At 71.4% G+C, this 22,762-nt stretch carries 23 protein-coding genes, 1 tRNA gene and 2 pseudogenes; 20 read left to right on the top strand and 6 right to left on the bottom strand.

Annotation, left to right across the window (positions count from 1 at the left end):
- Positions 1 to 385: 385 nt before the first annotated feature.
- From QQM39_RS04285 to QQM39_RS04230, 12 genes and pseudogenes are all read left to right on the top strand, one after another.
- Positions 386 to 2,248: pseudogene (locus tag QQM39_RS04285) on the top strand (ATP-binding protein); the annotation flags it as partial.
- Positions 2,249 to 3,138: 890 nt separating this feature from the next.
- Positions 3,139 to 3,573: a roadblock/LC7 domain-containing protein gene (locus QQM39_RS04280; protein WP_301995280.1), complete on the top strand. Its 435-nt coding sequence runs from the start codon at positions 3,139 to 3,141 to the stop codon at positions 3,571 to 3,573.
- 2 nt (positions 3,574 to 3,575) lie between these two features.
- Positions 3,576 to 3,947 (top strand): DUF742 domain-containing protein, encoded by a 372-nt coding sequence (locus QQM39_RS04275; protein WP_301995279.1) that lies wholly within the window; start codon positions 3,576 to 3,578, stop codon positions 3,945 to 3,947.
- Positions 3,925 to 4,524, top strand: a complete 600-nt coding sequence (locus QQM39_RS04270) for an ATP/GTP-binding protein (RefSeq protein WP_301995278.1) — start codon at positions 3,925 to 3,927, stop codon at positions 4,522 to 4,524. Before QQM39_RS04275 ends, QQM39_RS04270 begins: the two co-directional genes overlap by 23 nt.
- Positions 4,525 to 4,585: 61 nt before the next feature.
- Entirely contained in the window at positions 4,586 to 5,161 is a 576-nt protein-coding gene (locus tag QQM39_RS04265) for a GAF domain-containing protein (RefSeq protein ID WP_301995276.1), read from the top strand.
- A gap of 35 nt (positions 5,162 to 5,196) precedes the next feature.
- Positions 5,197 to 5,403 (top strand): annotated as a pseudogene (locus tag QQM39_RS04260) (gfo/Idh/MocA family oxidoreductase); the annotation flags it as partial.
- Positions 5,404 to 5,555: 152 nt separating this feature from the next.
- Complete coding sequence (tdh, locus tag QQM39_RS04255; protein WP_301995275.1) at positions 5,556 to 6,584, top strand: L-threonine 3-dehydrogenase; 1,029 nt, start codon at positions 5,556 to 5,558, stop codon at positions 6,582 to 6,584.
- Positions 6,585 to 6,655: 71 nt separating this feature from the next.
- Positions 6,656 to 7,849, top strand: coding sequence for a glycine C-acetyltransferase (locus QQM39_RS04250; protein ID WP_301995274.1), 1,194 nt, complete (start codon positions 6,656 to 6,658; stop codon positions 7,847 to 7,849).
- A 38-nt stretch (positions 7,850 to 7,887) separates the two neighbouring features.
- On the top strand, positions 7,888 to 8,790 hold the full coding sequence (locus tag QQM39_RS04245) for a LysR family transcriptional regulator (protein WP_301995273.1): 903 nt from the start codon (positions 7,888 to 7,890) through the stop codon (positions 8,788 to 8,790).
- Between the two features lie 46 nt (positions 8,791 to 8,836).
- Positions 8,837 to 9,421 (top strand): helix-turn-helix domain-containing protein, encoded by a 585-nt coding sequence (locus QQM39_RS04240; RefSeq protein WP_301995272.1) that lies wholly within the window; start codon positions 8,837 to 8,839, stop codon positions 9,419 to 9,421.
- Positions 9,418 to 9,930: a GNAT family N-acetyltransferase gene (locus QQM39_RS04235; RefSeq protein WP_301995271.1), complete on the top strand. Its 513-nt coding sequence runs from the start codon at positions 9,418 to 9,420 to the stop codon at positions 9,928 to 9,930. Before QQM39_RS04240 ends, QQM39_RS04235 begins: the two co-directional genes overlap by 4 nt.
- 93 nt (positions 9,931 to 10,023) lie before the next feature.
- Complete coding sequence (locus QQM39_RS04230) at positions 10,024 to 10,545, top strand: YfbM family protein (protein WP_301995270.1); 522 nt, start codon at positions 10,024 to 10,026, stop codon at positions 10,543 to 10,545.
- Here QQM39_RS04230 and QQM39_RS04225 read toward each other — a convergent pair.
- A protein-coding gene (locus tag QQM39_RS04225; protein WP_302003470.1) for an IS5 family transposase occupies positions 10,500 to 11,328 on the bottom strand; the annotation gives its coding sequence in 2 pieces (ribosomal slippage) (positions 10,500 to 10,992 and positions 10,991 to 11,328; 831 coding nt in all). The genes QQM39_RS04230 and QQM39_RS04225 overlap by 46 nt on opposite strands.
- A gap of 147 nt (positions 11,329 to 11,475) precedes the next feature.
- On the opposite strand from QQM39_RS04225, the gene QQM39_RS04220 reads away from it, so the two are divergent.
- The 3 genes from QQM39_RS04220 (at position 11,476) to QQM39_RS04210 (ending at position 12,543) form a co-directional block, all read left to right on the top strand.
- The gene (locus QQM39_RS04220) at positions 11,476 to 11,835 is read left to right on the top strand and encodes an MmcQ/YjbR family DNA-binding protein (protein WP_301995269.1); all 360 of its coding nucleotides are present in this window, start codon (positions 11,476 to 11,478) and stop codon (positions 11,833 to 11,835) included.
- A 124-nt stretch (positions 11,836 to 11,959) separates the two neighbouring features.
- A tRNA-Pro gene (locus QQM39_RS04215) sits at positions 11,960 to 12,033 on the top strand.
- 147 nt (positions 12,034 to 12,180) lie between these two features.
- A complete protein-coding gene (locus tag QQM39_RS04210; protein ID WP_301995268.1) occupies positions 12,181 to 12,543 on the top strand; it encodes a DUF2218 domain-containing protein in 363 nt (120 codons plus the stop codon).
- Positions 12,544 to 12,609: 66 nt separating this feature from the next.
- On the opposite strand, the gene QQM39_RS04205 is transcribed toward QQM39_RS04210, so the two are convergent.
- The 5 genes from QQM39_RS04205 to QQM39_RS04185 all read right to left on the bottom strand — a co-directional run bounded on the left by QQM39_RS04205 (position 12,610) and on the right by QQM39_RS04185 (position 17,000).
- On the bottom strand, positions 12,610 to 13,665 hold the full coding sequence (locus QQM39_RS04205; protein ID WP_301995267.1) for an FAD-binding oxidoreductase: 1,056 nt from the start codon (positions 13,663 to 13,665) through the stop codon (positions 12,610 to 12,612).
- Positions 13,646 to 14,173 carry an NUDIX hydrolase family protein gene (locus QQM39_RS04200; protein ID WP_302003469.1) on the bottom strand — a complete coding sequence of 176 codons (528 nt, stop codon included), beginning with the start codon at positions 14,171 to 14,173 and terminating at the stop codon, positions 13,646 to 13,648. Before QQM39_RS04200 ends, QQM39_RS04205 begins: the two co-directional genes overlap by 20 nt.
- Positions 14,174 to 14,416: 243 nt before the next feature.
- Complete coding sequence (locus QQM39_RS04195; RefSeq protein WP_301995266.1) at positions 14,417 to 15,226, bottom strand: SAM-dependent methyltransferase; 810 nt, start codon at positions 15,224 to 15,226, stop codon at positions 14,417 to 14,419.
- 135 nt (positions 15,227 to 15,361) lie between these two features.
- Positions 15,362 to 16,186, bottom strand: coding sequence for a hypothetical protein (locus tag QQM39_RS04190; protein ID WP_301995265.1), 825 nt, complete (start codon positions 16,184 to 16,186; stop codon positions 15,362 to 15,364).
- 109 nt (positions 16,187 to 16,295) lie between these two features.
- A complete protein-coding gene (locus QQM39_RS04185; RefSeq protein WP_301995264.1) occupies positions 16,296 to 17,000 on the bottom strand; it encodes a response regulator transcription factor in 705 nt (234 codons plus the stop codon).
- A 361-nt stretch (positions 17,001 to 17,361) separates the two neighbouring features.
- Here QQM39_RS04185 and QQM39_RS04180 point away from each other — a divergent pair, with 361 nt between their 5' ends.
- From QQM39_RS04180 to QQM39_RS04160, 5 genes are all read left to right on the top strand, one after another.
- A complete protein-coding gene (locus QQM39_RS04180) occupies positions 17,362 to 18,546 on the top strand; it encodes a sensor histidine kinase (protein ID WP_301995263.1) in 1,185 nt (394 codons plus the stop codon).
- A 210-nt stretch (positions 18,547 to 18,756) separates the two neighbouring features.
- Positions 18,757 to 19,413, top strand: coding sequence for a helix-turn-helix domain-containing protein (locus tag QQM39_RS04175; protein WP_301995262.1), 657 nt, complete (start codon positions 18,757 to 18,759; stop codon positions 19,411 to 19,413).
- A gap of 45 nt (positions 19,414 to 19,458) precedes the next feature.
- Positions 19,459 to 20,799 carry a Xaa-Pro peptidase family protein gene (locus QQM39_RS04170; RefSeq protein WP_301995261.1) on the top strand — a complete coding sequence of 447 codons (1,341 nt, stop codon included), beginning with the start codon at positions 19,459 to 19,461 and terminating at the stop codon, positions 20,797 to 20,799.
- The gene (locus tag QQM39_RS04165; RefSeq protein WP_301995260.1) at positions 20,799 to 21,776 is read left to right on the top strand and encodes a thiamine pyrophosphate-dependent dehydrogenase E1 component subunit alpha; all 978 of its coding nucleotides are present in this window, start codon (positions 20,799 to 20,801) and stop codon (positions 21,774 to 21,776) included. Before QQM39_RS04170 ends, QQM39_RS04165 begins: the two co-directional genes overlap by 1 nt.
- Entirely contained in the window at positions 21,764 to 22,744 is a 981-nt protein-coding gene (locus QQM39_RS04160; protein ID WP_301995259.1) for an alpha-ketoacid dehydrogenase subunit beta, read from the top strand. The genes QQM39_RS04165 and QQM39_RS04160 overlap by 13 nt, the downstream gene beginning before the upstream one ends.
- Positions 22,745 to 22,762 lie beyond the last annotated feature (18 nt).

Below are 22,762 nucleotides of genomic sequence, written 5' to 3'. Positions count from 1 at the left end.
GTGCTGGGCGCTGAATCGTCCCGGCCGGGGCCGGCGACGGCGGGTGGGCGAGGGGTGGGGCGCGTGAAGTGCCCCGCCCCTCGACTTTTCTTCGTGACCATTTCTGACCAGGTCTGATCGCTGGATTGCCCCTTGTGGGCGAACGGCGGAGCGGGTTATCGGTCTGTCGTACGAGACCTCATACCAGAGCGGGACGTTGCCTGCCGGACTTTGTCAACTGCCCACCGCACATGATGCAGAGGCGACTACTGTCAGTGTCCGTCGGGCGACGCGGAGCCGAATGTGTCGGCTCTGTCGACCGACATCGCGATGGCGCATGCCCCGGGCCGCGCAGACCCGCGCGCACCCCAAGGCCCCGACCGACGGACCAGTACTGAGGACCCCGATGTCTCAACTCCGCGCCCCGGCCGCACGCGCAGACCGCCGTGAGGGCGGGCGGCACGGGCGCCCGGCCGCCCGCACCGCAACCGCGCTGCCCGAGACCCATATACGGCCCCAACTGCTGCGTCTGGCCGTGCTGCCGCCCATCGCGGTGGCGCTCAGCGCCTGCGCGGCGGTGCTGTTCGTCGTGCGCACCACCGGAGCGCGGCCGAGCCTCACGCTGTGGGCCGTGCTCGCCGGCGCGGTCTCGGTGACCCTCGCGGGCATCCTGATCGCCGCGGTGGCCGCCAACCGCACCGCCAAGTCCGTGAGCGACCGCATCGGCGCCCTGCGACGCAGCAGCGCGCGCGGCGAGGCCGATCTGCGGGCCCTCGTCGACACACTGCGGCGCGGGGACGGGCCACCGAAGCGCAAGGCACGCAGCGGTCCGCCCGAGGACGCCGACGACTTCGAACTGCTCGCCGCCGACCTGGCCCGCGCCCACGACGGGGCCGTCACCGCCGTCGTCCAGGCCTCCCAGCTCTCCAGCCAGGCGGGCAGCGAACAGAAGCTCGAGGTCTTCGTCAACCTCGCCCGGCGTCTTCAGTCGCTCGTGCACCGCGAGATCTCGATCCTCGACGAGCTGGAGAACGAGATCGAGGACCCCGACCTGCTCAAGGGCCTCTTCCACGTCGACCACCTCGCCACCCGCATCCGCCGGCACGCCGAGAACCTCGCCGTGCTCGGCGGCGCCGTCTCCCGCCGGCAGTGGAGCAACCCGGTCTCCATGACCGAGGTGCTGCGCTCGGCCATCGCCGAGGTCGAGCAGTACTCCAGGGTCAAGCTCGTGCCGCCGATCGACGGCACCCTGCGCGGGCACGCCGTCGCCGACGTCATCCACCTGCTGGCCGAACTGGTCGAGAACGCCACGGTGTTCTCCGCTCCGCACACCCAAGTGCTGCTCCGGGCCAACCTCGTGACCTCGGGCCTCGCCGTCGAGGTCGAGGACCGCGGCCTCGGCATGCCCCTCGGCGAGCAGAACCGGATGAACGCCCTGCTCGCCGACCCCGACCAGGTCAACGTCGCCAGCCTGCTGGCGGACGGGCGCATCGGGCTGTTCGTCGTGTCGCAACTCGCCAAACGGCACGGCATCCATGTGCGCCTGCAGACCAATATCTACGGCGGTGTCCAGGCTGTTCTCGTGGTGCCGCAGGCGTTGTTGGGGACGGAACCGGGGGCCCGTGGAGGCGCGACGCGGGCACAGGAGCAGGAGCCGCCGCTGGTCCCACCGCAAGGGGCCGCGGGAACGTCCGTACCGCCGCACTCCCTGGCGCAGTCCCGTCCGCGGCAGGCGTCGGTGCCGGTGCCGCCCCAGCAGCAGCGGCAGTCCGCGCCGGCCGGGTCCGAGGGCGGGCAGCAGGGTGGGCAGCGGGGCGCACAGCACGGCGGGCAGTGGGGTGGGCAGCATGGCGGACCGCGGGGTACCGCCGAGGCGGCGCCGGGGACGCCGGGTCGGCAGGAGCCGCAGGCCGGTGCAAGGGGCGCGGCACCCAGGACGAACGGCAGCGGACCGGCACCGTTGCCCGTGCGCGGCGCCCGCGGGGAGCGGGCCAACCCGGCGGAGGCCGTGCCCGGCATCAGGCCCGACGAACGCCGGCGCCTCGAGGAGAACACGGTCACACCGCCGACCCCGCGCAACGACACCGTCCGCGGCACCATGGCCAAGCCCCAACTGCCCCGTCGCCGGGCACAGGAACACATCGTCCCCCAACTGCGTGAAGGCCCCGCCCCGCGTCAGCAGTCCGACAGCCTCGCCGGGCACGACCCTGGGCTGATGGCGGCCTTCCAGCGGGGGGTCGGGCTTGCGGAGACGCAGCAGCAGATGGAGGCGGCGCATATGGATGCGGCGCACGTGGAGACCGGGCACGTGGGGGCCAGGCACATGGACGTCGGGCACGTAGATGCCGGGCACGTGGAAGCTGGCCGGATGGGTGCCGGGCACGTGGGAGCCGGACACATGGATGCCGGACATATGGATGCCACGCACATGGGTGGCGGGCACATGTCCGACGAGTCCGAGGAGTGGGGGCGCGCGGAATCCGGACGAGGGGAACCGGGACTGGGCGGCGCGCACATGGATGCGCGGCATATGGGCGCCAGCCACATGGACGCCCCGCACATGGCGTCAGGCCACACGGCGTCGGGCCACACAGCGTCGGGCCACACGACGTCTGGTCACGTGATCGCGGAGCACATGGTGTCGGGGTACATGGAGGCGGGCCACATGGGCTCGGGCCACATGGGCTCGGCATACACGCCCACCGCGCAACCGACCGCAGCCGCATCCGTATACAAGCGCTCACCGCACACGACCTCTGACACGAGGTCGCCCGACCTCCAACCGACACGCCTGGACCCCAACCCCTCCGAGCCAACCCACCTGGAGTCCGTGCGTCCGGCGTCGATCCGTCTGGAGCCGACGAGCCTCGACCCGGGGCGACCGCAGCCCACACATCTGCGCCCCACCTCCCTGGATGCGCTCCACACCGACGTGACCCCCATGGCCCCCCGGCCGTCCATGGACGTATCGGCCAGGGACCAGGCCCACATAAGCGAGACGAACCCCGGGTCCGCCACCGGCGTCGACCACACCACCCGGCACGACGGGAGCGCACCAGCCGGATGACCATGCCCCTGACCAGCTCGAAGTCCGCCTGGAAGACCACCCCCACCCCCAGCGCTCCCGCAGACCTTCGTACCTCAAGGAGTCGATCCATCATGGCGAGCGAAGCGCCGACCGCCCATGTGTCCGATCTCGACTGGCTGATGAGCGGCCTCGTACAGCGCGTACCGCACACCACGAGTGCGGTGCTCCTCTCCTGCGACGGGCTCGTGAAGTCGGTTCACGGCCTCGACCCGGACAGCGCCGACCACATGGCCGCCCTGGCCTCCGGCCTGTACTCCCTCGGCCGCAGTGCCGGGGCCCGCTTCGGCGACGGCGGGGACGTGCGCCAGGTCGTCGTCGAACTCGACTCGACCCTGCTCTTCGTGACCACGGCCGGTTCCGGCACCTGTCTCGCCGTGCTGGCCGGCCGCGAGGCCGACGCGGCGGTGCTGGGCTACGAGATGGCGATGCTGGTCAAGAGCGTCCGCCCCTACCTGGTGACGGCACCCCGGCAGTACTCCGTCGAACCGTCGGCGTTGAGGCCTTGAACGTGACGGCGGCCGGCGACGGGCCTTGGCTCGACGATGCGGCCGGACGGCTGGTGCGCCCTTTCACGGTCAGCAACGGCCGTACCCGGCCCACCGTCGCGCTCGACCTCATGTCGCAGGTGATGGCCACCGGGGCGATCCCCCTCGGCTACCTCGGCCCCGAGCACGAGCAGGCGCTCGACCTGTGCCGCGCCCCCGTCTCGGTCGCCGAGGTCGCGGCCCACCTGAAGCTGCCGGCGGTGGTCACCAAGGTGCTGCTGTCGGACCTCGTCGACGGTGGGGCGCTCACCACCAAGCCCCCCGAGTTCCACCACAACCCGACAGACCGGGCTCTTCTGGAGGCAGTGCTCGATGGACTACGACGACAGCTCTGACCCGTTCCCCACCGCACTGAAGATCTTGGTGGCGGGAGGGTTCGGGGTCGGCAAGACGACCTTCGTGGGCGCGGTGAGCGAGATCGCGCCGCTCAGCACGGAGGAACTGCTCACCACGGTCAGCGCCGCGACCGACAGTCTGGAGGGCGTCGAGAACAAGGTCGAGACGACGGTCGCCATGGACTTCGGCCGCATCACACTCGATCCGGAACACGTCCTGTATCTGTTCGGCACGCCCGGACAGGAACGCTTCTGGTTCATGTGGGACGAACTCTCGGAGGGCGCGCTCGGCGCGGTCATCCTCGCCGACACCCGGCGCCTGGAGGACTGTTTCGCCGCCGTGGACTTCTTCGAGCAGCGAGGCCTCGGTTTCATCGTTGCGATCAACGAGTTCGACGGTGCCCACCGGTACGAACCCGAGGAGGTCCGCGCCGCCATCGACCTCGACCCGGAGATCCCCGTCGTCCGATGCGATGCCCGGATCTCCAGCTCCAGTGTCCAGACCCTGCTGACCCTCGTCCGGCACCTCATCGCCCACACACCGGCACACGCGCCGAGCCACGGCGCCCACATGTGACACCCGCACACCCCAGGACGGAGCCGCATATGACCTACGCCCACAGTGACGGAATCCGCCCATGAGCTACGGCCCACCCCGCCCGGTCGCTCGCCTGCTGCTCACCCCCGAGGACAAGGAGGGTCCCGCCCGCGCACGGCACTTGCTGAGACTGGGCCTGGGAGAGCAGGCGGACCCGGCCCTCGACGTCTTCGCCGACCATCTCGCCGCACTCACCGGGGCGCCGTACGCCATGGTGAACTTCATCGGTGAGAACCGGCAGTTCTTCGCCGGCCTGCATGTGCGGCACGCCGTGAGCCTTGCGCGGGCCGCCGACATCAAGCCGCAGTTGGGCCGCTATATGGAGCGCGACCATGGGTTCTGCCCCCATGTGGTCGTTCGACGCAAGGCGCTGGTCCTGGAGGATGTTTGCGACTATCCGCGGTTCGCGGGAAACCCGATCGTCGACGAGTTCGGTATCCGCTCCTATCTGGGCGCCCCGCTGATCGACTCCACGGGGATGGCGCTGGGCACGGTGTGCGTGGTCGACGTGGAGCCGCGGCCGTGGGGGAAGGCCGGGCTGGAGACGATCAAGGCATCGGCGGCGGAGCTGGTGATACGGCTGGAGCGGCGGGCGGCGGACGGGCTGCCGCTGTAGGCGTCAAGTTGGTTGTGGACCAGGGGAAACGCGGGCACGGCGGGGCGGACGCGCTGATCATCGACGAGTTTCTGCGCTTCGTGCGGCAGGGAGGGCGTACGGACACCTCGCCGGTGGCTGCGCGGATGGCGGTCGCGGCGGGGTGCGGGGCGACCGAGTCGCTGCGTGCGGGGGGTGCCGTACGGGACATCCCGGACCTGGATCCGGAGCTGGTCGCCTACTTCGAACGAGGGCAGGCGTGAAGGAAAGCTGTGGCGCCGCTTAAGAAATCCTCGATGGACCGGGGCGCCGCCGTACGGCAGATTGCTACGCGATTCCACCCCTCTCCCCGGTTGCGGGCTCCCTCGGCATGCCCGCGGCCCGCAGCCGGGACTCACCCTCAGGAGCCGTAGCGTTGAAGGCGCTGGTCAAGGAGAAGGCGGAGCCCGGGCTCTGGCTCGCGGACGTCCCGGAACCCGCCGTCGGACCCGGCGACGTACTGATCAAGGTGCTGCGCACCGGGATCTGCGGCACCGATCTGCACATCCGGTCCTGGGACGGCTGGGCCCAGCAGGCGATCCGCCCCCCGCTCGTGGTCGGGCACGAGTTCGTCGGCGAGGTCGTGGAGACCGGCCGCGACGTCGCGGACATCGCCGTGGGCGACCGGGTGAGCGGTGAGGGCCATCTCGTCTGCGGCAAGTGCCGCAACTGCCTCGCCGGACGGCGCCACCTGTGCCGGGCCACCATCGGCCTCGGCGTCGGCCGCGACGGTGCCTTCGCCGAGTACGTCGCCCTGCCCGCCGCCAACGTCTGGGTGCACCGCGTGCCCGTCGACCTCGACGTCGCCGCGATCTTCGACCCGTTCGGCAACGCCGTGCACACCGCGCTGTCGTTCCCGCTGGTCGGCGAGGACGTCCTGATCACGGGCGCCGGTCCGATCGGCCTGATGGCGGCCGCGGTGGCCCGGCACGCGGGCGCGCGCAACGTCGTGATCACCGACGTCAGCGAGGAACGGCTGGACCTGGCGCGCAAGGTGGGCGTGAGCCTCGCGCTGAACGTGTCGCAGGCGAGCATCGCCGACGGACAGCGCGAACTCGGCCTGCGCGAGGGCTTCGACATCGGCCTGGAGATGTCCGGCCGCCCCGAGGCCATGCGCGACATGATCGCCAACATGACCCACGGCGGCCGTATCGCCATGCTCGGCCTGCCCGCGCAGGAGTTCGAGGTCGACTGGGCCCGGATCGTCACCTCGATGATCACCATCAAGGGCGTCTACGGCCGCGAGATGTTCGAGACCTGGTACGCGATGTCCGTCCTGCTGGAGGGCGGCCTCGACCTCGCCCCCGTGATCACCGGGCGGTACGGCTACCGCGACTTCGAGGCGGCGTTCGCCGACGCGGCGAGCGGCCGCGGCGGCAAGGTCATCCTCGACTGGACCGCGTAACCCACCCCGTAACGCACCGCGTAATCCACCCCGTAACTTCCCTCTCCCGCAAGCACCTTCAGGAGCTTCCGATGTTCGACTCCGTGCGCGACGACCTGCGCGCCACCCTCGACGAGATCCGCGCCGCCGGCCTGCACAAGCCCGAGCGCGTGATCGGCACCCCGCAGTCCGCGACCGTCGACGTCACCGCGGGCGGCCGCCCGGGCGAGGTCCTCAACTTCTGCGCCAACAACTACCTCGGCCTCGCCGACCACCCCGAGGTGATCGCCGCCGCCCACGAGGCCCTGGACCGCTGGGGCTACGGCATGGCCTCGGTCCGCTTCATCTGCGGCACGCAGGAGGTGCACAAGGAGCTGGAGGCGCGGCTGTCCGCGTTCCTCGGCCAGGAGGACACGATCCTGTATTCCTCCTGCTTCGACGCCAACGGCGGCGTGTTCGAGACGCTGCTCGGCCCCGAGGACGCGGTGATCTCCGACGCCCTGAACCACGCGTCGATCATCGACGGCATCCGCCTGTCCAAGGCCCGCCGCTTCCGCTACGCCAACCGCGATCTGGCCGACCTGGAACGCCAGTTGAAGGAGGCGCAGTCCGCGAGGCGTCGGCTGATCGTCACCGACGGCGTCTTCTCCATGGACGGCTATGTGGCCCCGCTGCGCGAGATCTGCGACCTCGCCGACCGCTACGACGCCATGGTCATGGTCGACGACTCGCACGCCGTCGGCTTCGTCGGCCCCGGCGGCCGCGGCACGCCCGAGCTGCACGGCGTCATGGACCGCGTCGACATCATCACCGGCACCCTCGGCAAGGCACTCGGCGGCGCGTCCGGCGGCTACGTGGCCGCCCGCGCCGAGATCGTCGCCCTGCTGCGCCAGCGCTCCCGGCCGTACCTCTTCTCCAACACCCTCGCCCCGGTGATCGCGGCGGCCTCGCTCAAGGTCCTCGACCTGCTGGAGTCGGCGGACGACCTGCGCGTGCGGCTGAACGAGAACACCGCGCTGTTCCGCCGTCGGATGACCGAGGAGGGCTTCGAGATCCTCCCCGGCGAGCACGCCATCGCGCCCGTGATGATCGGCGACGCGGCCAAGGCGAGCCGGCTGGCGGAGCTGCTGCTGGAGCGGGGCGTGTACGTCATCGGCTTCTCGTACCCGGTCGTGCCGCAGGGCCAGGCCCGCATCCGCGTCCAGCTGTCCGCCGCGCACTCGACGGACGACGTGAACCGTGCCGTGGACGCCTTCGTCGCGGCCCGGGCGGAACTGGAAGCCTGACGTCCGGCCGGCCCGGACATATTGCGATAATCGATCCCATGATCGAAGCGCGGCGGCTCCACATTCTCCGTGCGGTGGCCGACCACCGTACGGTGACGGCGGCTGCCGCCGCGCTGTATCTGACCCCGTCGGCGGTCTCCCAGCAGCTGACGGCGCTCGAGCAGGAGACGGGCCACCGCCTGGTGGAACGCGGCGCCAAGGGCGTACGGCTGACCCCCGCCGGCGAGATCCTGCTCAGCCACACCAACGCCGTCCTCGCCCAGCTGGAGCGTGCGGAGGCCGAGCTCGCGGCGTACAGCTCGGGCGCGGCCGGCACGGTCACGGTGGCCTCCTTCGCGACCGGCATCGCCCAGGTCGTCGCGCCGGCGGTGGCCCGCCTCGCCGGGACGTCCCCCGGCATCCGCATCCGCGTCCAGGACGCCGAGGGCGACGCCAGTCTGCCGATGGTGCTGGACCGGCAGGTCGACATCGCGGTGGCCGTCGAGTACCGGGGGGCGCCGCCCGCCGACGACCCGCGCCTGTCCCACGTACCGCTGTACGCCGAGCCCTTCGACGCGGTCGTGCCGGTGAGCCACCGCTTGGCCGACGCGGCCGAGGTCCCGCTCGCCGAGCTGGCCAAGGACCCGTGGATCGGCCCGTACCCCGGCAACCCCTGCCACGACGTGGTGGTCCTGGCCTGCGAGAACGCCGGCTTCCAGCCCCGCCTGGAACACTCCTCGGACGACTTCCGCGCGGTCGTGGCCCTCGCCTCGGCCGACGCGGGCGTGGCGCTCGTACCGCGCTCGGCGCTGCGCGGCATGGACCTCACGGGCGTCGTCGTACGGCCCGTGGACGGGGTGGCGCCCACGCGCCGGGTCTTCGCGGCCGTGCGCCGAGGCGCCGAGGAGCACCCGCTGATCCGGCCTGTGCTGGAAGCGCTCGGGGAGGCGGCGGGGGAGTGAGCCTGCCGTAACGCCGCTGTTTCATATGTGGGATATGGTCCCGGATATGAAACAGACGGACGACGGTGTCGACGCGAGCACGGTCGACACCCGCCTCGGCGCCCGCCTGGCCGAGCTGCGGGCCGAACACGGCTGGTCGCTCGGGGAGTTGGCGGAACGCGCCGGCATCAGCCGTTCGACCCTGTCCCGGGCCGAGCGGGCGGAGATCAGCCCCACCGCCGCGCTGCTGAACCGGCTGTGCCACGTCTACGGCCGGACCATGTCCCAACTGCTCAGCGAGGTCGAGTCCGAGCCCGCGCTGCTGGTGCGGGCGACCGAGCAGCCGGTGTGGGAGGACCGGGCCTCCGGATTCGTACGACGATCCGTGTCGCCGCCGCACACCGGGCTGCGCGCCGAACTCGTCGAGGGCCGGCTCACGGCGGGCGCCGACATCGTGTACGACCGGCCGCCCGTACCGGGGTTGGAGCAGCACATCTGGGTGCTGGAAGGGGAACTCGGCGTGACGGTCCAGGAGGTCGAGCACCGCCTCGGTGCCGGGGACTGCCTGCGGATGCGCGTGTGGGGGCCGACACGCTTCCGGTGCGCGGGGCCCGGAGCGGTGCGGTACCTCCTGGCGGTGGTGCTGCCGTGACAGTGACGCGACTGGACGAGGCCCAACTGATGGATCGGGTGGAGGAGTTGGCCGACCTGCTGGTGGACACCGTGGAGGACGGTGCCTCGATCGGCTTCCTCGCACCCCTGGACCGTACGGCGGCCACGGCCTGGTGGAAGGGCCGCGCGGCCGGCGTCGGCGCCGGGCGGCTGGCCGTGTGGGTGGCGCGGGAGGGCGGGCGAACCGTCGGCACGGTCAGCCTGGACTTCCCCGACAAACCCAACAGCCGCCACCGTGCCGAACTGGTCAAGCTCATGGTTCACCGAGACGCGCGGGGGCAGGGCCTCGGCCGCAGACTCCTGACGACCGCGGAGCAAGCGGCGAAAGGTGCAGGGGTCACCCTCCTCCACCTGGACACCGAGACCGACAGCCTCGCCGAGAGCCTGTACGACTCGGCCGGCTGGACCCGGGCCGGGGTGATCCCCGACTACGCGGCGAGCCCGGCCGGAGTTCTGCGGCCCACGACGATCTACTACAAGTACCTGTGACCGTTCGCCCGATTGTCAGTGCCGCCTGGAACACTCGCCGTCGTTGATCGACACCGGGTCGAACAAGCGGTACACCGAGGGGGATTGCCTGGCATGGGCGTGAGCATTTCGTTCATCAGCGCGACGACGGAGGAGCTGGACAGGGCGGCGAAGGACCCGAGTCGGGCCGATGAATACGTCCACCGGCTGTACGACAGCGACAACTTCCCGGCGCCGGACCGCCCGTACGGAGGGCCGGACAAGGCCTGGGGCGGCCTCCAGTTCCTGTTCGACGAGGCGGAGGTGGAGCTCGAGTTCCTCATGGACGGGTTCGTGATCCTGGAGGACGGCACCCTGTTCGGGTGGGACGCGGAACAAATAGAGGGCCTGGCACGGCAGCTGCGGGAGACCCCGTGGGAGCGGTTGGCGGCCCACTACGACCCGGAGCGGATGGCGAAGGATGACGTGTACCCCAACATGTGGACATTCGACCCCGAGGGTCAGCTGGGCTGGCTCGAGTACGCCTACAAGGAGTTGGTCGAGTTCTTCGCCGCGGCGGCCGAGCGCGGCCTAGGCGGTGTCTTCAAATGTCACGCCCACATCAGGAGCGATGCGAGGGTGACGGCTGCTTGGTAGGACTCGGCGGTCTTCTCGTAGCGGGTGGCGATGCCTCGCCACTGCTTCAAGCGGTTGAAGCATCGTTCGACCACGTTGCGCCGCTTGTAGAGCTGCTTGTCGAAGGCGGGCGGGCGCCCGCCGCGGTGGCCGCGCCGGAGCCGGTTGCGGATCTGGTCGGAACGTTCCGGAATGGTGTGGCCGACGCCCCGCCGCCTGAGCCAGGCCCGGATCGCTTTGGAGCTGTAGCCCTTGTCGCCGATGACGTGGTCGGGCCGGACACGGGGCCGTCCCGGCCCGAGGCGAGGCACCCGTATCGCGTCCATCACGGCGGTGAACTGGGTGCAGTCGTTGGTGTTCCCGCCTGTGACGGTGAAGGCGAGCGGGCGTCCCAGGGCATCGCATGCCAGGTGAATCTTGCTGGTCAGGCCGCCTCGGGACCGACCGAGTCCGGGGCTGCGGAGCCCCCTTTCGGGCCCCGGCAGCGTGCTGGTGGGCACGGACCACGGTTGAGTCGATCGACACGAGCCAGTCGATGTCGCCGCTCGCGTCCGCCCTCGACTGGGCGGCCTGGAGCATCCGCTCGAACGTGCCGTCCAGGGCCCACCGGCGAAACCGGGTGTGCAGCGTGGCCCACGGACCGTACCGCTCGGGCACGTCCCGCCAGGCCGTCCCGGTACGGAACTTCCACACGATCCCGTTGAGCACGGTGCGGTCGTCCAGCCGCTTCCTGCCCCGCAACGATGCGGGCAGCAGCGGCCGGACGAACTCCCATTCGGCATCCGACAGTTCATGTCGACGTATCACCCGACCATGATCCACCACTCAAGATCATTTGAAGACACCGCCTAGGGGCGTTCATGAACTTCAGCTTCTAGGGTCCGTCTCGTGGGGGGCGGACCGGACCCTCTCACCGGGTGATTGTCAGTGCCGGCCGCTACCGTGCGTCTCATGCCGGATGCCGAAGACGTACGCCGTATCGCCCTTTCTCTGCCGGACACGACGGAGAAGATCGCCTGGAGCATGCCCACGTTCCGGGTCGCGGGCAAGATGTTCGCCACACTGCCCGAGGACGAGACCTCCATCGCGGTGCGCTGCCCCAAGGAGGAGCGCGACGAACTCGTCCTGGCCGAGCCGGAGAAGTTCTGGACAGCCGACCACGAGGCGCAGTTCGCCTGGGTGCGGGCCCGGCTCGCCGCCGTCGAGGACGAGGACGAACTGCGCGACATCCTCGCCGACTCCTGGCGCCAGGCCGCGCCGCCGCGCCTGCTGGACGCCTACCCCGAGTTGGGCCTGCCAACGGGAGAGTGATCACCCGCCCGGCATGCCGCGGACATCCCGGGCACCCCGGATAAAGGAGTGCGCGACCACCGACCCGAGTGCGGTATTGTTTCCATGCGCGTTCGGCCGGGGGAAACCCCAGGTCAGACGGCACCGGGACGTGGCGCAGCTTGGTAGCGCACTTGACTGGGGGTCAAGGGGTCGCAGGTTCAAATCCTGTCGTCCCGACGGTGTCGACCAGCGGGTTTGCCGATCATGGCAGACCCGCTGGTCGCTTTTGCGCGACAGGTGATGGATGTCGTCGCATCCATACCTTGCACATCGTGTGGTCGTGGACCGTGCCCGCCGTTCGTCTTCCTGCGGCACTATCGAGTCATGTCCCGCTCCGAAGCACGCGTCGCCACCGACCGCCCGCACCGCTACGCCAAGCAACTCGCCTCCCACCTGGGCCGCCGCAGCCAGACCAGCTGGGACGAAGAGGCGGGGGAGGGCCGGATCGTCTTTCAGGGCGGCACCGGCACCCTTGCCGCGACCGAGGGGGCGCTACTGCTGTCGGTGGAGGCCGACGCCGAGCGCCTGGGGCTGTTCGAGGACGTCGTGGGCCGGCATCTGGTCCGCTTCGGCACGAAGGACGAGCTGGTGGTGGAGTGGCACCGGGACAGCGGAGAGCCGGGCACGGTCCAGCGCAACGCCGGGGAGCCGGGCACGAGCCGCCACAACGCCGGGGAGCCGGAGTGAGCGCGTGAGGACCACGTAGCCGACTGCCGAATTGCTCTTCTGAGGGCGCTCTGTCGCATCGCCGCCTCAGGCGGCGCTCCTCGGTCGGCAGCGGCGCAGCTCGGCGGCGGCTTCGCCGGTGACGAGTTCCCGCGCGACCAGCCGTCCGACCGTGGGCGCCAGGGTGACGGCCGAGTGCAGGACGGCCACGTACACGGACCCGCCCGGGATGAGAGGGCCCAGCAGGGGGCCGTCGGCCGGTAGCGGGCGGGCGCTGACCCGGGAGTCCAGGACACGGCAGCCGTCCGCCCCGCGGAAGGCCGCTTGCAGACGGCTCAGCGCGGTGCCCCCGTCGGACGGCCGGGGGACGGTCATCAGCAGCTGCCCCTCCCGACCTTCCCGCACCTCGAAATCCGGCCCCGCGACGATCGTGCGCACCAGCCTGGGCGGCGCCGCGAGACGCACCAGGGAGGCGGGGGATGAGCCGATGGGCAGCTCGACGCCCAGCGGCACGACCATCTCGGGGACCGCGGTGCCGGCCGCCAGGACCACCGTCGACGCCGGATGGAACCCCGCGGACGAGGTCACCCCTGTGACCCCGCTACCGGTGATCTTCAGGGCAACTCCGGCCGCACCGAGGACCACCTGAGCGCCCAGCGCGCGAGCGGCTCGCACCAGCGCGCCCGTGACCGCCACCGGATCCACCCCACCGTCCGACGGCGTGTGCACGGCCCGGTCCGGAGGCACCCGCAGGCCAGGTTCCATCCGCCTGATCTCGTCGGCCCCCACCCGGAACCGGCCCTCGCCCAAATCAGGCCCCACCGGAGTGCCGTCCCACGTCAGCGAGCCGCTCCAGCGCACCGCGACGTCCGGCAGCTCGGCCTCCAGCCGCCGGTAGTCCGCAAGTACCGAACCCCGCAGATCCTCCGCGCCACCGGGCCAGTCACCGCCCCAGCCCCCGAGCCACGCGAAGGAACCGCCGGTCACCCCGGTCGCCGGTGCGGCTCTCCGGTCGATCAGGGTCACCGGCGCTCCACAGCGCGCCAGGTGGTACGTCACGGACGCACCGACGATCCCGGCGCCGACCACGACAACGGGCCCGCCCCCGCGGCCCGCTCGCAGGTCAGAGCACGCAGCCCACATGCGCCAGCGCCTGCTTCAGCAGCACCCCGTGCCCGCCCGGCATCTCGCTCTGCACCGCCGGTGACAGGGCCTCCTGCGGGCTGAACCAGACCAGGTCGAGGGCGTCCTGGCGGGGGCGGCAGTCGCCGGTGACCGGGACGACGTAGGCGAGGGAGACCGCGTGCTGACGCGGGTCGTGGTACGCCGTGACGCCCTGCGTCGGGAAGTACTCCGCGACGGTGAACGGCTGCAGGGAGGTCGGGACGCGGGGGAGCGCCACCGGGCCGAGGTCCTTCTCCAGGTGGCGCAGGAGGGCGTCGCGAACGCGCTCGTGGTGCAGTACGCGGCCGGAGACCAGGGTCCGGCTGACCGTACCGTCCGGTCCGATGCGCAGCAGGAGGCCGATGCTGGTGACCTCGCCGCTGTCGTCGACGCGCACGGGCACGGCCTCGACGTACAGGATCGGCATGCGAGCGCGTGCCATCTCCAGCTCGTCGGGGGACAGCCAGCCGGGCGTGGTTTCGGTCATGTCAGACATTGCTTGATCATACTTTCCGGGGATTGCGAACGCTCAGTCGCGGGGCTGACGGGGTTCGGGGGCGGGCAGTCCATAGAGGTCGGCCAGACCATACGCGTCGGAGCTGTACAGCAGCTGGCGGAACGGGGTGATCTCCAGCGCCTTCGCCACGAGGACCGAGCCGGGTCCAGGCCGAAGCCGGTGCGGTGGGCGGCCACCGACTTCACGGCCATCACGTGCGCTCCCTGTTGGGCGTCAGGGTTTCACGGCCACCGCGCCGTATTGCGGCACCGGGGCGGGGGAGCCGGGGGCGCGCCACTGCGAGCAGGACACCAGGCCCGGCTCCAGCAGCTCCAGCCCGTCGAAGAACGTGGCGATGTCCGTGCCGCTGCGGGCCGTGATCGGTGGCGTGGCGTTCTCGTTCCAGAACTTCATCGCCGGGATCTGGCCCTCGCCGCCGAGCTCGGAGTCGAACGTCGGGTGCGTCAGGACCAGGAGGCTGCCGGAGGGGACCGCGGCCAGGACGCGCCGCACGATCTCGCGGGCCTTGTCGTAGTCCAGGACGAAGTTGAGGATGCCCAGCATCATCACGGCGACGGGCTCGGTGAAGTCCAGGGTCTGCCCGGCGCGTTCGACGATGGCGTCCGGGTCGTGCACATCGGCGTCGATGTAGGCGGTGACGCCCTCGCGGGTGCCGGTGAGCAGGGTGCGGGCGTGCACGAGGACGATCGGGTCGTTGTCGACGTACACGATCCGTGAGTCGGGCGCGACGAGCTGGGCGATCTCGTGGGTGTTCTCCGCCGTCGGCAGTCCGGTGCCGATGTCCAGGAACTGCCGTACGCCCCGCTCCTCGGCCACGAAGCGCACCGCCCGGCCGAGGAACTCGCGGTCCGCGCGGGCGATGTCCCGGATGATCGGGAACATCCCGGCGACCTGTTCGCCGACCTGCTGGTCGACCTCGTAGTTGTCCTTGCCGCCGATCCAGTAGTTCCACACGCGCGCGTTGTGCGCCACACCGGTGTTCAGCTTCGCCGACCCGCCCGACGGGGTGTGGCCATCACTCACGACTCGTCCTCTCCTCGCACGAACGACCGAAACCGGCCATCGCCGCCATTGTGCCGTCCCGTTGATCACGCTGTCCCGGGAATCGGCAGAGCCGGTACGGCTGTTGGCGTGCGGCGGGGAGAACTGCCGGAGGTGTCACTGGATCTCGCTGGGGCTCGCCGCGGGCGTCTTGCCGGCCCGGACGTCCTTGAGGCGCTGGGTGCCGTTCTCCAGGGCCTGCTTGACGGAGTCGTCCTCGTCCCCGTCGAGGCCGCCCGCCGTGACGGTGATCGCGTCGGCGCCGACGCGTACGGCCGCGACGTTCAGGGTGAGCGTGGCGGGCGTGTCGTCGACCGTACCCTTCACCGTCACCAGCAGGCCCTCACGGGCGTCGCCCACGTCGGGCAGCGACGTCTCGATGACCTGGACGGTGCGCTCCTCGCCGTTGTCGGTCGCGGTGAACCGGTCGCACTTCTGAGGCAGGGTCGCCATCCACTCCAAGGAGTCCTGCGGGTCGGTCCGGTCATGGGCGGCGACCTGGTACAGCAGGCGCGAGTCTCCCTCCTCGAAGCCGCGCAGCGCGGACGCCCCCGACGGCCTGCCCAGCAGATCGTCGTCGAAGAGGGAGTCGAGGAGCCGCTGACAGTCGGCGGCGTCGGCCTTGGCGGTGAGGAAGTCCGAGACGTCGACGGTGCCGATGAGCAGGCTGTCGTGCCAGTTCTCGGCCGTGGTGTCCTTGACCTGCGTCCAGTCGTCCTCGATGTCCGCCTCGGTGATCAGCGCGGCCTGTGCGCCGGCCTCGCCGAGAGTGGGGCCGGGAGAGTAGGTCGGCTGCTTCCGCGCGAGGGGGGACGCGGAGACCTCCGAGGCCCGTGCACCGTTTCCGGCGTCGTCGTCCGAGCAGGCCGCGGTGGTCAGCAGCGCGCCTGCCGCCAGGGCAGCGGCGACGACACGGACGGGGCGGGAAGGACGACGGCTCATCGCAGGGCCTCCTGGGACACGGACAGGTGTCCTCAGGGCACCACCGGCCCTCTCGGCCCACCAGCGGCACCGGCCCGTTCGGGTGAGCACGGCCGGGAGGGCCGACGGGTCACGTGCCGGGCTGTCCGTACCCGTGCTGCCAGGCCCAGGCGGCGATCTCGACACGGTTCCGGGCGGACAGTTTGAGCTGCACGCTGGACAGGTGCGTCTTGACCGTGGACAGGGAGACGTACAGCTCGGCGGCGATCTCGGCGTTCGTACGGCCGAGGGCGACCAGGCGGACGACGTCGAGCTCGCGGTCGGTGAGGGGCTCCGAGGGCGGGGCGGGCTTCGCCGGAGCAGGGGCGGCGGAGACGGTCTGCGGGGCGGTGATGTGCTTGAGCAGCCGGACCGTGACCGACGGCGAGACCAGCGAGTCACCGGCCGCGGCGGCACGGACCGCCTCCGCGAGGAGGGTGGGCCCCGAGTCCTTCAGCAGGAACCCGCACGCGCCGCCGCGCAGCGCCCCGTACACGTACTCGTCGAGGTCGAACGTCGTCACCACGACCACCCGCATCGGGTCCGCCACCTCGGGACCCGCCAGCAGCCGGGTCGCCTCCAGGCCGTCCAGCTTCGGCATCCGGATGTCCAGCAGACACACGTCCGGCCGCTCCCGCCGGGCCAGCGCCACCGCCTCCTCGCCGTCGGCGGCCTCGGCGACCACGGTGATGTCGGGTTGGGCGTCGAGGAAGAAGCGGAAGCCGGTGCGGACCATGTCCTGGTCGTCGGCGATGAGGACGCGGATGGGCGCGCCGGGCGGGGTCGGGACGGTCATGGGTCGATCATGCCCTACGGGGTTGACGGGTGGGGCGGCCCGAGCAGCCCTGGCGAAGTCGCCTGCGGCTCGGCAGCGCGCCCCAAGGGGTGCGGGCGGCGGCGATGTGCGGCTCCATCGCGTGGGCGCGACAAGCCCGTCCTTCAGGCCGGCCGGGCAGGTGATGCCGGAGACCTTCTCGCCGACCCAGGGCACCGGGTGGATCTTGCTCCGGAGAGCAACGTATCCCCGTGGTGAGGATGCGGCTCCACCCTCGCCCGCGCGCCCGGGCACGCGCCTCGGCCATAAGGTCGGGGTCAGCGGCGACCCCTCGGCCGTTCGGCCGATCCCGCCGCGCACGGCCTCGCTTACCGTGATCGGCATGAAGTCCGTTTCCCCCCGCGGCTGCGCCCGGGGCTTCGCCGTCGGTGTCCTGCTCGCCGCCTGTGTCGTCGACGTCCTCTACGCGGGCTCCGACGGGACGAGCCTCCTGCCGACGGCGAGCCCCGTCTGGCCGGCCCTGGCCGTGCTGGCCGTGGGCCTCGCCGGCGTGCTGTGGCCGGCCGGGCGGCCCGAGTGGCTCACGCCGCAGGTGCGCACCGCCGTGCCCGCCCTCGCCTCGATCCTCTACTCGGCGGGCACGCTGCTGACCCTCAAGGCGAACACCTTCGGTCCCGGCGAGGTCCTGATCCTGCTGTGCCTGCTGTTCGTCGCGGTACGGCACTGCCCGCCGCGCTGGGCGTGGGGGTGCGGCGCCCTCGACGCGGGCGCGCTGCTGCTGTTGCCGGTTCGGTATCTCGGGCCGTTGGACGCCGGCGCGCTGGGCTTCATGGTGGCCGGCCTGGTCCTGGTCGGTCTCTTCGCCGGGCTCGCCGTATACCTGCGCACGATGGACTACCGGCGGACGCTCGCCGTCAGCGAGACCCGGCGCGGCGAACGCGTGGCCATCGCCGCCGACCTGCACGACTTCGTCGCCCACCATGTCACCGGGATCCTCGTGCAGACACAGATGGCCCGCATGATGGCGCAGACCCAGCCGCAGGAACTCGACCCGGTCCTGGCCGGCATCGAACGCGCCGCGACCGAGGCGCTCGCCTCGATGCGCCGCACGGTCGGTGTGCTGCGCGACAGCGGCGACGAGGCGACCGACCGCCGCCCGGTCGGTGACCTGGCGGCCATCGCCGAGCTGACGGACGGATTCGCGAGCCCGGTCCAGCAGGTCACCCTGCGCCGCGACCCGGCTGTGTCCGACGACCTCCCGCACGAGGTGCAGGCCGCGGCCTTCCGGGTCGTGCAGGAGGCGCTCACCAACATCCGCCGGCATGCCGCCGACGCCATGCACGTCGAGGTGCGCCTGCGGGATTACGCCGGGCGCCTGGAGGTGTCGGTCGCGGACGACGGGCGGGGCGGCACACAGCTTCCGGCGGCCGCGCACGGCGGCGGGTTCGGGCTCGTCGGTCTGAAGGAGCGGGTCACCGCGCTGGGCGGCGAACTGCATGCCGGGCCACGGGGCGGGGTGGGGTGGGAGGTGCGGGCGGTGCTTCCGACGGGAGCGCTCCGTGGGTAGCGCCGTGACAGCGGGTGCCGCGTTGTGTCGTCTGTCGTGTGCGGCTCCGTCGTGGCTGGTCGCGCCCACGCGGCGGAGCCGCATGGTGACACAGCCCCGCGCCCCTTTGAGGGCGCTGTCCAACCGCCCTCGACCAGGCGCCCCTTGCGGCTGTTCAATGGTGCTGCACAAATCCAGTGAGCGGCCCGCAGCGCCGGGGAGGAGTCGTCCGTGTCAGCCGCCATCGTGCCGCCCGTCGGCGCGCGCATCCGGCAGGCGCGTCTGGAGCGTGGGACGAGTCTGCGGGCGCTGGCCCGTGAGGTCGGCGTCTCGGCGAGTCTGATCTCGCAGATCGAGACCGGCAAGAGCCAGCCGTCGGTGAGCACGCTGTACGCGATCACCACGGCCCTCGGCATCTCCGTCGAGTCCCTCTTCGACGCGGGCGAGGCCGCCGCCGTGTCCCCGGTGACGGTGGCGGCCCCGGTGACGGCGGCCTCCGGCACTGTCCTGCACGCCCTGGCCGCCTTCGCCGCCGACCCCGGCCGCCGTATCGGCCCGCTGGTCACGCCGGACGAGCGGGAGGTGCTGGAGCTGGACTCGGGTGTCGTGTGGGAGCGTCTCGGCCATGTTCCCGGCACCGATGTCGACTTCCTGCAGGTGACCTACCGGCCCGGCGGCGCCTCCTCCGGCTCCGGCGGCCTCATGCGCCACGCGGGCACCGAATACGGCTGCCTGACCTCGGGAGAGCTGGTCCTCACTCTCGGTTTCGACGAGTACACGATGCGTCCCGGCGACGCGGTCTGCTTCGAGTCGACGACCCCGCACCGCTACCGCAATGATGGTGACGTACCGGCCGTGGGCGTCTGGTTCGTGTTCAGTGACACTTGACACTCGCCGCGTGCGGTCGTTCACTCCGAAGTGGGGGTGGTCGCCATGGCGATCCGCACGTTCGGACCCAACGCCGTCGACTGGGAAGAGCGCGTCGACCCGGGCCGGCTGCGAGGGCAGCGGCTGGCCCGCCTCAACGAGACCCTGAACCGCTCCGAACTGGGTGCGGTGCTCAGTTTCGACTTCGCCAACATCCGCTACATGACGGCCACGCACATCGGCACCTGGGCGATGGACAAGCTGATCCGCTTCGCCCTGCTGATGCGCGGCGGCGAACCGATCGTCTGGGACTTCGGCTCCGCCGCCCGCCACCACCAGCTCTACAACCCGTGGCTCGACTACAGCGACGGCAAGGAGGGCGGCCCGCCCACCGGCGCCCGCGCCGGCATCTCCACACTCCGCGGTGCCTTCCACCCGGAGGCGGGGATCGCCCAGGACGTCGCCGCGAAGATCGCCGCCGAACTGCGCGAGCACGGTCTCGCCGGCGAACCCCTCGGCATCGACGTCGCCGAGATGCCGATCCTCACCGCCCTGCGCGCCGAGGGCATCGAGGTCGTCGACGGACAGCAGGTCTTCCTGGAGGCGCGCCGCATCAAGACGCCGGACGAGATCTCCCTGCTCACTCAGGCCTGCGCCATGGTCGACGCGGCGTACGAGGAGCTGTACGGCTACCTGCGGCCCGGCGTGCGCGAGAACGAGTGCGTCGGAGTCGTCAGCAAGGTCCTGTACGACCTCGGCAGCGAGTACGTCGAGGGGGTCAACGCGATCTCCGGCGAGCGCTGTTCACCCCACCCGCACGTCTACAGCGACCGCCTGATCCGCCCCGGCGACCCCGCCTTCTTCGACATCCTGCACAGCCACCTCGGTTACCGCACCTGCTACTACCGCACCTTCGCCGTCGGCAGCGCGTCCAGCGCCCAGCGTGACGCGTACGTCCGCTGCCGCGAGTACATGGACCAGGCCATCGCCCTCGTCCGCCCCGGTGCCACGACCGCCGACATCGTCCGAGTCTGGCCGCGTGCCGAGGAGTTCGGCTTCGCCGACGAGACCGCCGCCTTCGCCCTCCAGTACGGGCACGGCGTCGGCCTGTCGATCTGGGAGAAGCCGATCTTCAGCCGGCTGGTCTCCCTCGACCACCCCGAGGTCCTCGAAGAGGGCATGGTGTTCGCCCTGGAGACCTACTGGCCCGCCGCCGACGGCTGGTCCGCCGCCCGCATCGAGGAGGAACTGGTCGTCACCGCCGACGGCTGCGAGGTCATCACCAAGTTCCCGGCCGAGGAACTGCTGGTCGCGGGCCGCAAGTACTGGACGGTGGGCGGCGAGCTCAACACCCGCCGCGAGTCGCAGTCCCACCTCAACACCCCGCACGGCAACGGGACGCGCTGATGGAACCGGCCGAACTCCTCGCCGCCTACGAGCAGATGGCCGTCATCCGCCGTACGGAGAAGGCCGCCCACGACCTGTTCCTGCAAGGCCTCGTCAAGGGCACCACCCACCTCGCCGCCGGACACGAGGCCATCGCCGTCGGCGCGAGCGCCGCACTGCGCCCCGACGACTACGTCTTCGCCACCTACCGCGGCCACCATCACGCGCTGGCGCGCGGAGCGACCCCGCAGGAGTGCCTCGCCGAGCTGATGAGCCGGGCCACCGGACTGTGCAAGGCCAAGGGCGGCTCCATGCACCTGACCAAGGCAGCCACCGGCATGCTCGGTTCGTACGCCATCGTCGGCGCCCACCTCCCGATGGCGGCCGGCGCCGCCTGGTCGGCACGGCTGCGCGGCACCGAGCAGATCGCGGTCGCCTTCTTCGGCGACGGCGCCACCAACATCGGCGCCTTCCACGAGGCGCTCAACCTGGCCGCCGTATGGAAGCTGCCCGTGCTGTTCGTCTGCGAGAACAACCTCTACATGGAGTACACCCCGATCGCCGACGTCACGGCGGTGCCCCGGCCCGCGGCCGACCGGGCGCCCGGGTACGGCATCCCGGGCGAGGTGGTGGACGGCAACGACGTCGTCGCCGTACAGGAAGTGGTGGCCCGGCTCGCGGGGCGGGCCCGGGCAGGAGGCGGGCCGGCGCTGCTGGAGGCGGAGACCTACCGGCACTTCGGGCACAGCCGTGCCGACCCGGCCACCTACCGTCCGGCCGAGGAGGTCGAACGCTGGCTGAAGCACGACCCGTTGGACCTGGCGCGCGGGCGGCTCGTCGAGCTGGGGGTGGCGCCGGAGACGATCACCGAGGCCGACGAGCGCGCGAGTACCGTCGTACGGGAGGCGGTCGAGGTCGCGAAGGCCGCCCCGCCGCCCGATCCGCGCGAGGCGCTGACCGACGTATGGGCGGACGGAGGTGCGGCGTGGCGGACGTGATCAGCTACCGGGAGGCGGTCGCCGAGGGCATCGCTCGGGAGATGCGGCGCGATCCCACCGTCGTATGCCTGGGGGAGGACATCGGTGAGGCGGGCGGGGTGTTCAAGACGACCGTCGGGCTGCGAGCGGAGTTCGGGTCCGAGCGGGTGTGGGACACGCCCATATCCGAGCAGGCCATCGTGGGGGCCGCCATGGGCGCCGCGATGACCGGGATGCGGCCGGTCGCCGAGATCATGTTCTCCGACTTCCTGGCCTGTTGCTGGGACTACCTCGCCAACGAGATCCCGAAGGTGCGGTACATGACGGGCGGCCAGGTCACCGTGCCGCTCGTCGTGCGCACCGCCAACGGCGGCGGGCTCGGCTTCGGCGCGCAGCACTCCCAGGCCACCGAGAACTGGGCGTTCACGATCCCCGGCCTGAAGATCGCCGCACCGGCGACCCCCGGCGACGTGATCGGCATGATGGCGGCGGCGATCCGCAGCGACGACCCGGTCGTCTTCTTCGAGCACAAGGCGCTGCTCGCCACCAAGGGCACGCCTCCGCCGCCGGACCACGTCGTCGAACTGGGCCGCGCCGCCGTCGTCCGCGAGGGCGCCGACGTCACGCTCGTCGCCCTCGCCTCGATGGTGCCGCTCGCGCTGAAGGCCGCCGAACTGCTGTCCGGCGAGGGCATCGAGGCGGAGGTCGTCGACCTGCGCTGTCTCGTACCGCTGGACATGAGCACCGTGCTCGCCTCGCTCGGCAGGACCTCGCGGCTCGTCACCGTCGAGGAGAACCCGTACCAGGGCGGCTGGGGCGGCACGCTCGTCTCGGTCGTCGCCGACGAGGGGTTCGGCCTGCTGGACGCGCCGGTCAGGCGGGTGACGGGGGAGTGCGTGCCCCTGCCGTTCGCCGACGCACTCGAAGAGGAGGTCATCCCCACCGTCGAGAAGGTCGTGGCGGCCGTCCGGGACCTCGCCGCGTACTGAACACCCCATGGGAGGAAG

Source organism: Streptomyces sp. DT2A-34 (assembly GCF_030499515.1).
Lineage (GTDB): Bacteria > Actinomycetota > Actinomycetes > Streptomycetales > Streptomycetaceae > Streptomyces.
This window is presented reverse-complemented; position numbering and strand designations above follow the sequence as displayed.

Bases quoted from the DNA above. Each gene is read 5' to 3' on its own strand.
- QQM39_RS04185 (WP_301995264.1), bottom strand. From the start codon at position 17,000: ATGACCGTCCCGACCCCGCCCGGCGCGCCCATCCGCGTCCTCATCGCC.
- QQM39_RS04270 (WP_301995278.1), top strand. From the start codon at position 3,925: ATGGACTACGACGACAGCTCTGACCCGTTCCCCACCGCACTGAAGATC.
- QQM39_RS04180 (WP_301995263.1), top strand. From the start codon at position 17,362: ATGAAGTCCGTTTCCCCCCGCGGCTGCGCCCGGGGCTTCGCCGTCGGT.
- QQM39_RS04210 (WP_301995268.1), top strand. From the start codon at position 12,181: ATGTCCCGCTCCGAAGCACGCGTCGCCACCGACCGCCCGCACCGCTAC.
- QQM39_RS04245 (WP_301995273.1), top strand. From the start codon at position 7,888: ATGATCGAAGCGCGGCGGCTCCACATTCTCCGTGCGGTGGCCGACCAC.
- QQM39_RS04165 (WP_301995260.1), top strand. From the start codon at position 20,799: ATGGAACCGGCCGAACTCCTCGCCGCCTACGAGCAGATGGCCGTCATC.
- QQM39_RS04230 (WP_301995270.1), top strand. From the start codon at position 10,024: ATGGGCGTGAGCATTTCGTTCATCAGCGCGACGACGGAGGAGCTGGAC.
- QQM39_RS04205 (WP_301995267.1), bottom strand. From the start codon at position 13,665: ATGTGGGCTGCGTGCTCTGACCTGCGAGCGGGCCGCGGGGGCGGGCCC.
- QQM39_RS04190 (WP_301995265.1), bottom strand. From the start codon at position 16,186: ATGAGCCGTCGTCCTTCCCGCCCCGTCCGTGTCGTCGCCGCTGCCCTG.
- QQM39_RS04265 (WP_301995276.1), top strand. From the start codon at position 4,586: ATGAGCTACGGCCCACCCCGCCCGGTCGCTCGCCTGCTGCTCACCCCC.
- QQM39_RS04250 (WP_301995274.1), top strand. From the start codon at position 6,656: ATGTTCGACTCCGTGCGCGACGACCTGCGCGCCACCCTCGACGAGATC.
- QQM39_RS04220 (WP_301995269.1), top strand. From the start codon at position 11,476: ATGCCGGATGCCGAAGACGTACGCCGTATCGCCCTTTCTCTGCCGGAC.
- QQM39_RS04280 (WP_301995280.1), top strand. From the start codon at position 3,139: ATGGCGAGCGAAGCGCCGACCGCCCATGTGTCCGATCTCGACTGGCTG.
- QQM39_RS04200 (WP_302003469.1), bottom strand. From the start codon at position 14,173: ATGACCGAAACCACGCCCGGCTGGCTGTCCCCCGACGAGCTGGAGATG.
- QQM39_RS04240 (WP_301995272.1), top strand. From the start codon at position 8,837: ATGAAACAGACGGACGACGGTGTCGACGCGAGCACGGTCGACACCCGC.
- QQM39_RS04170 (WP_301995261.1), top strand. From the start codon at position 19,459: ATGGCGATCCGCACGTTCGGACCCAACGCCGTCGACTGGGAAGAGCGC.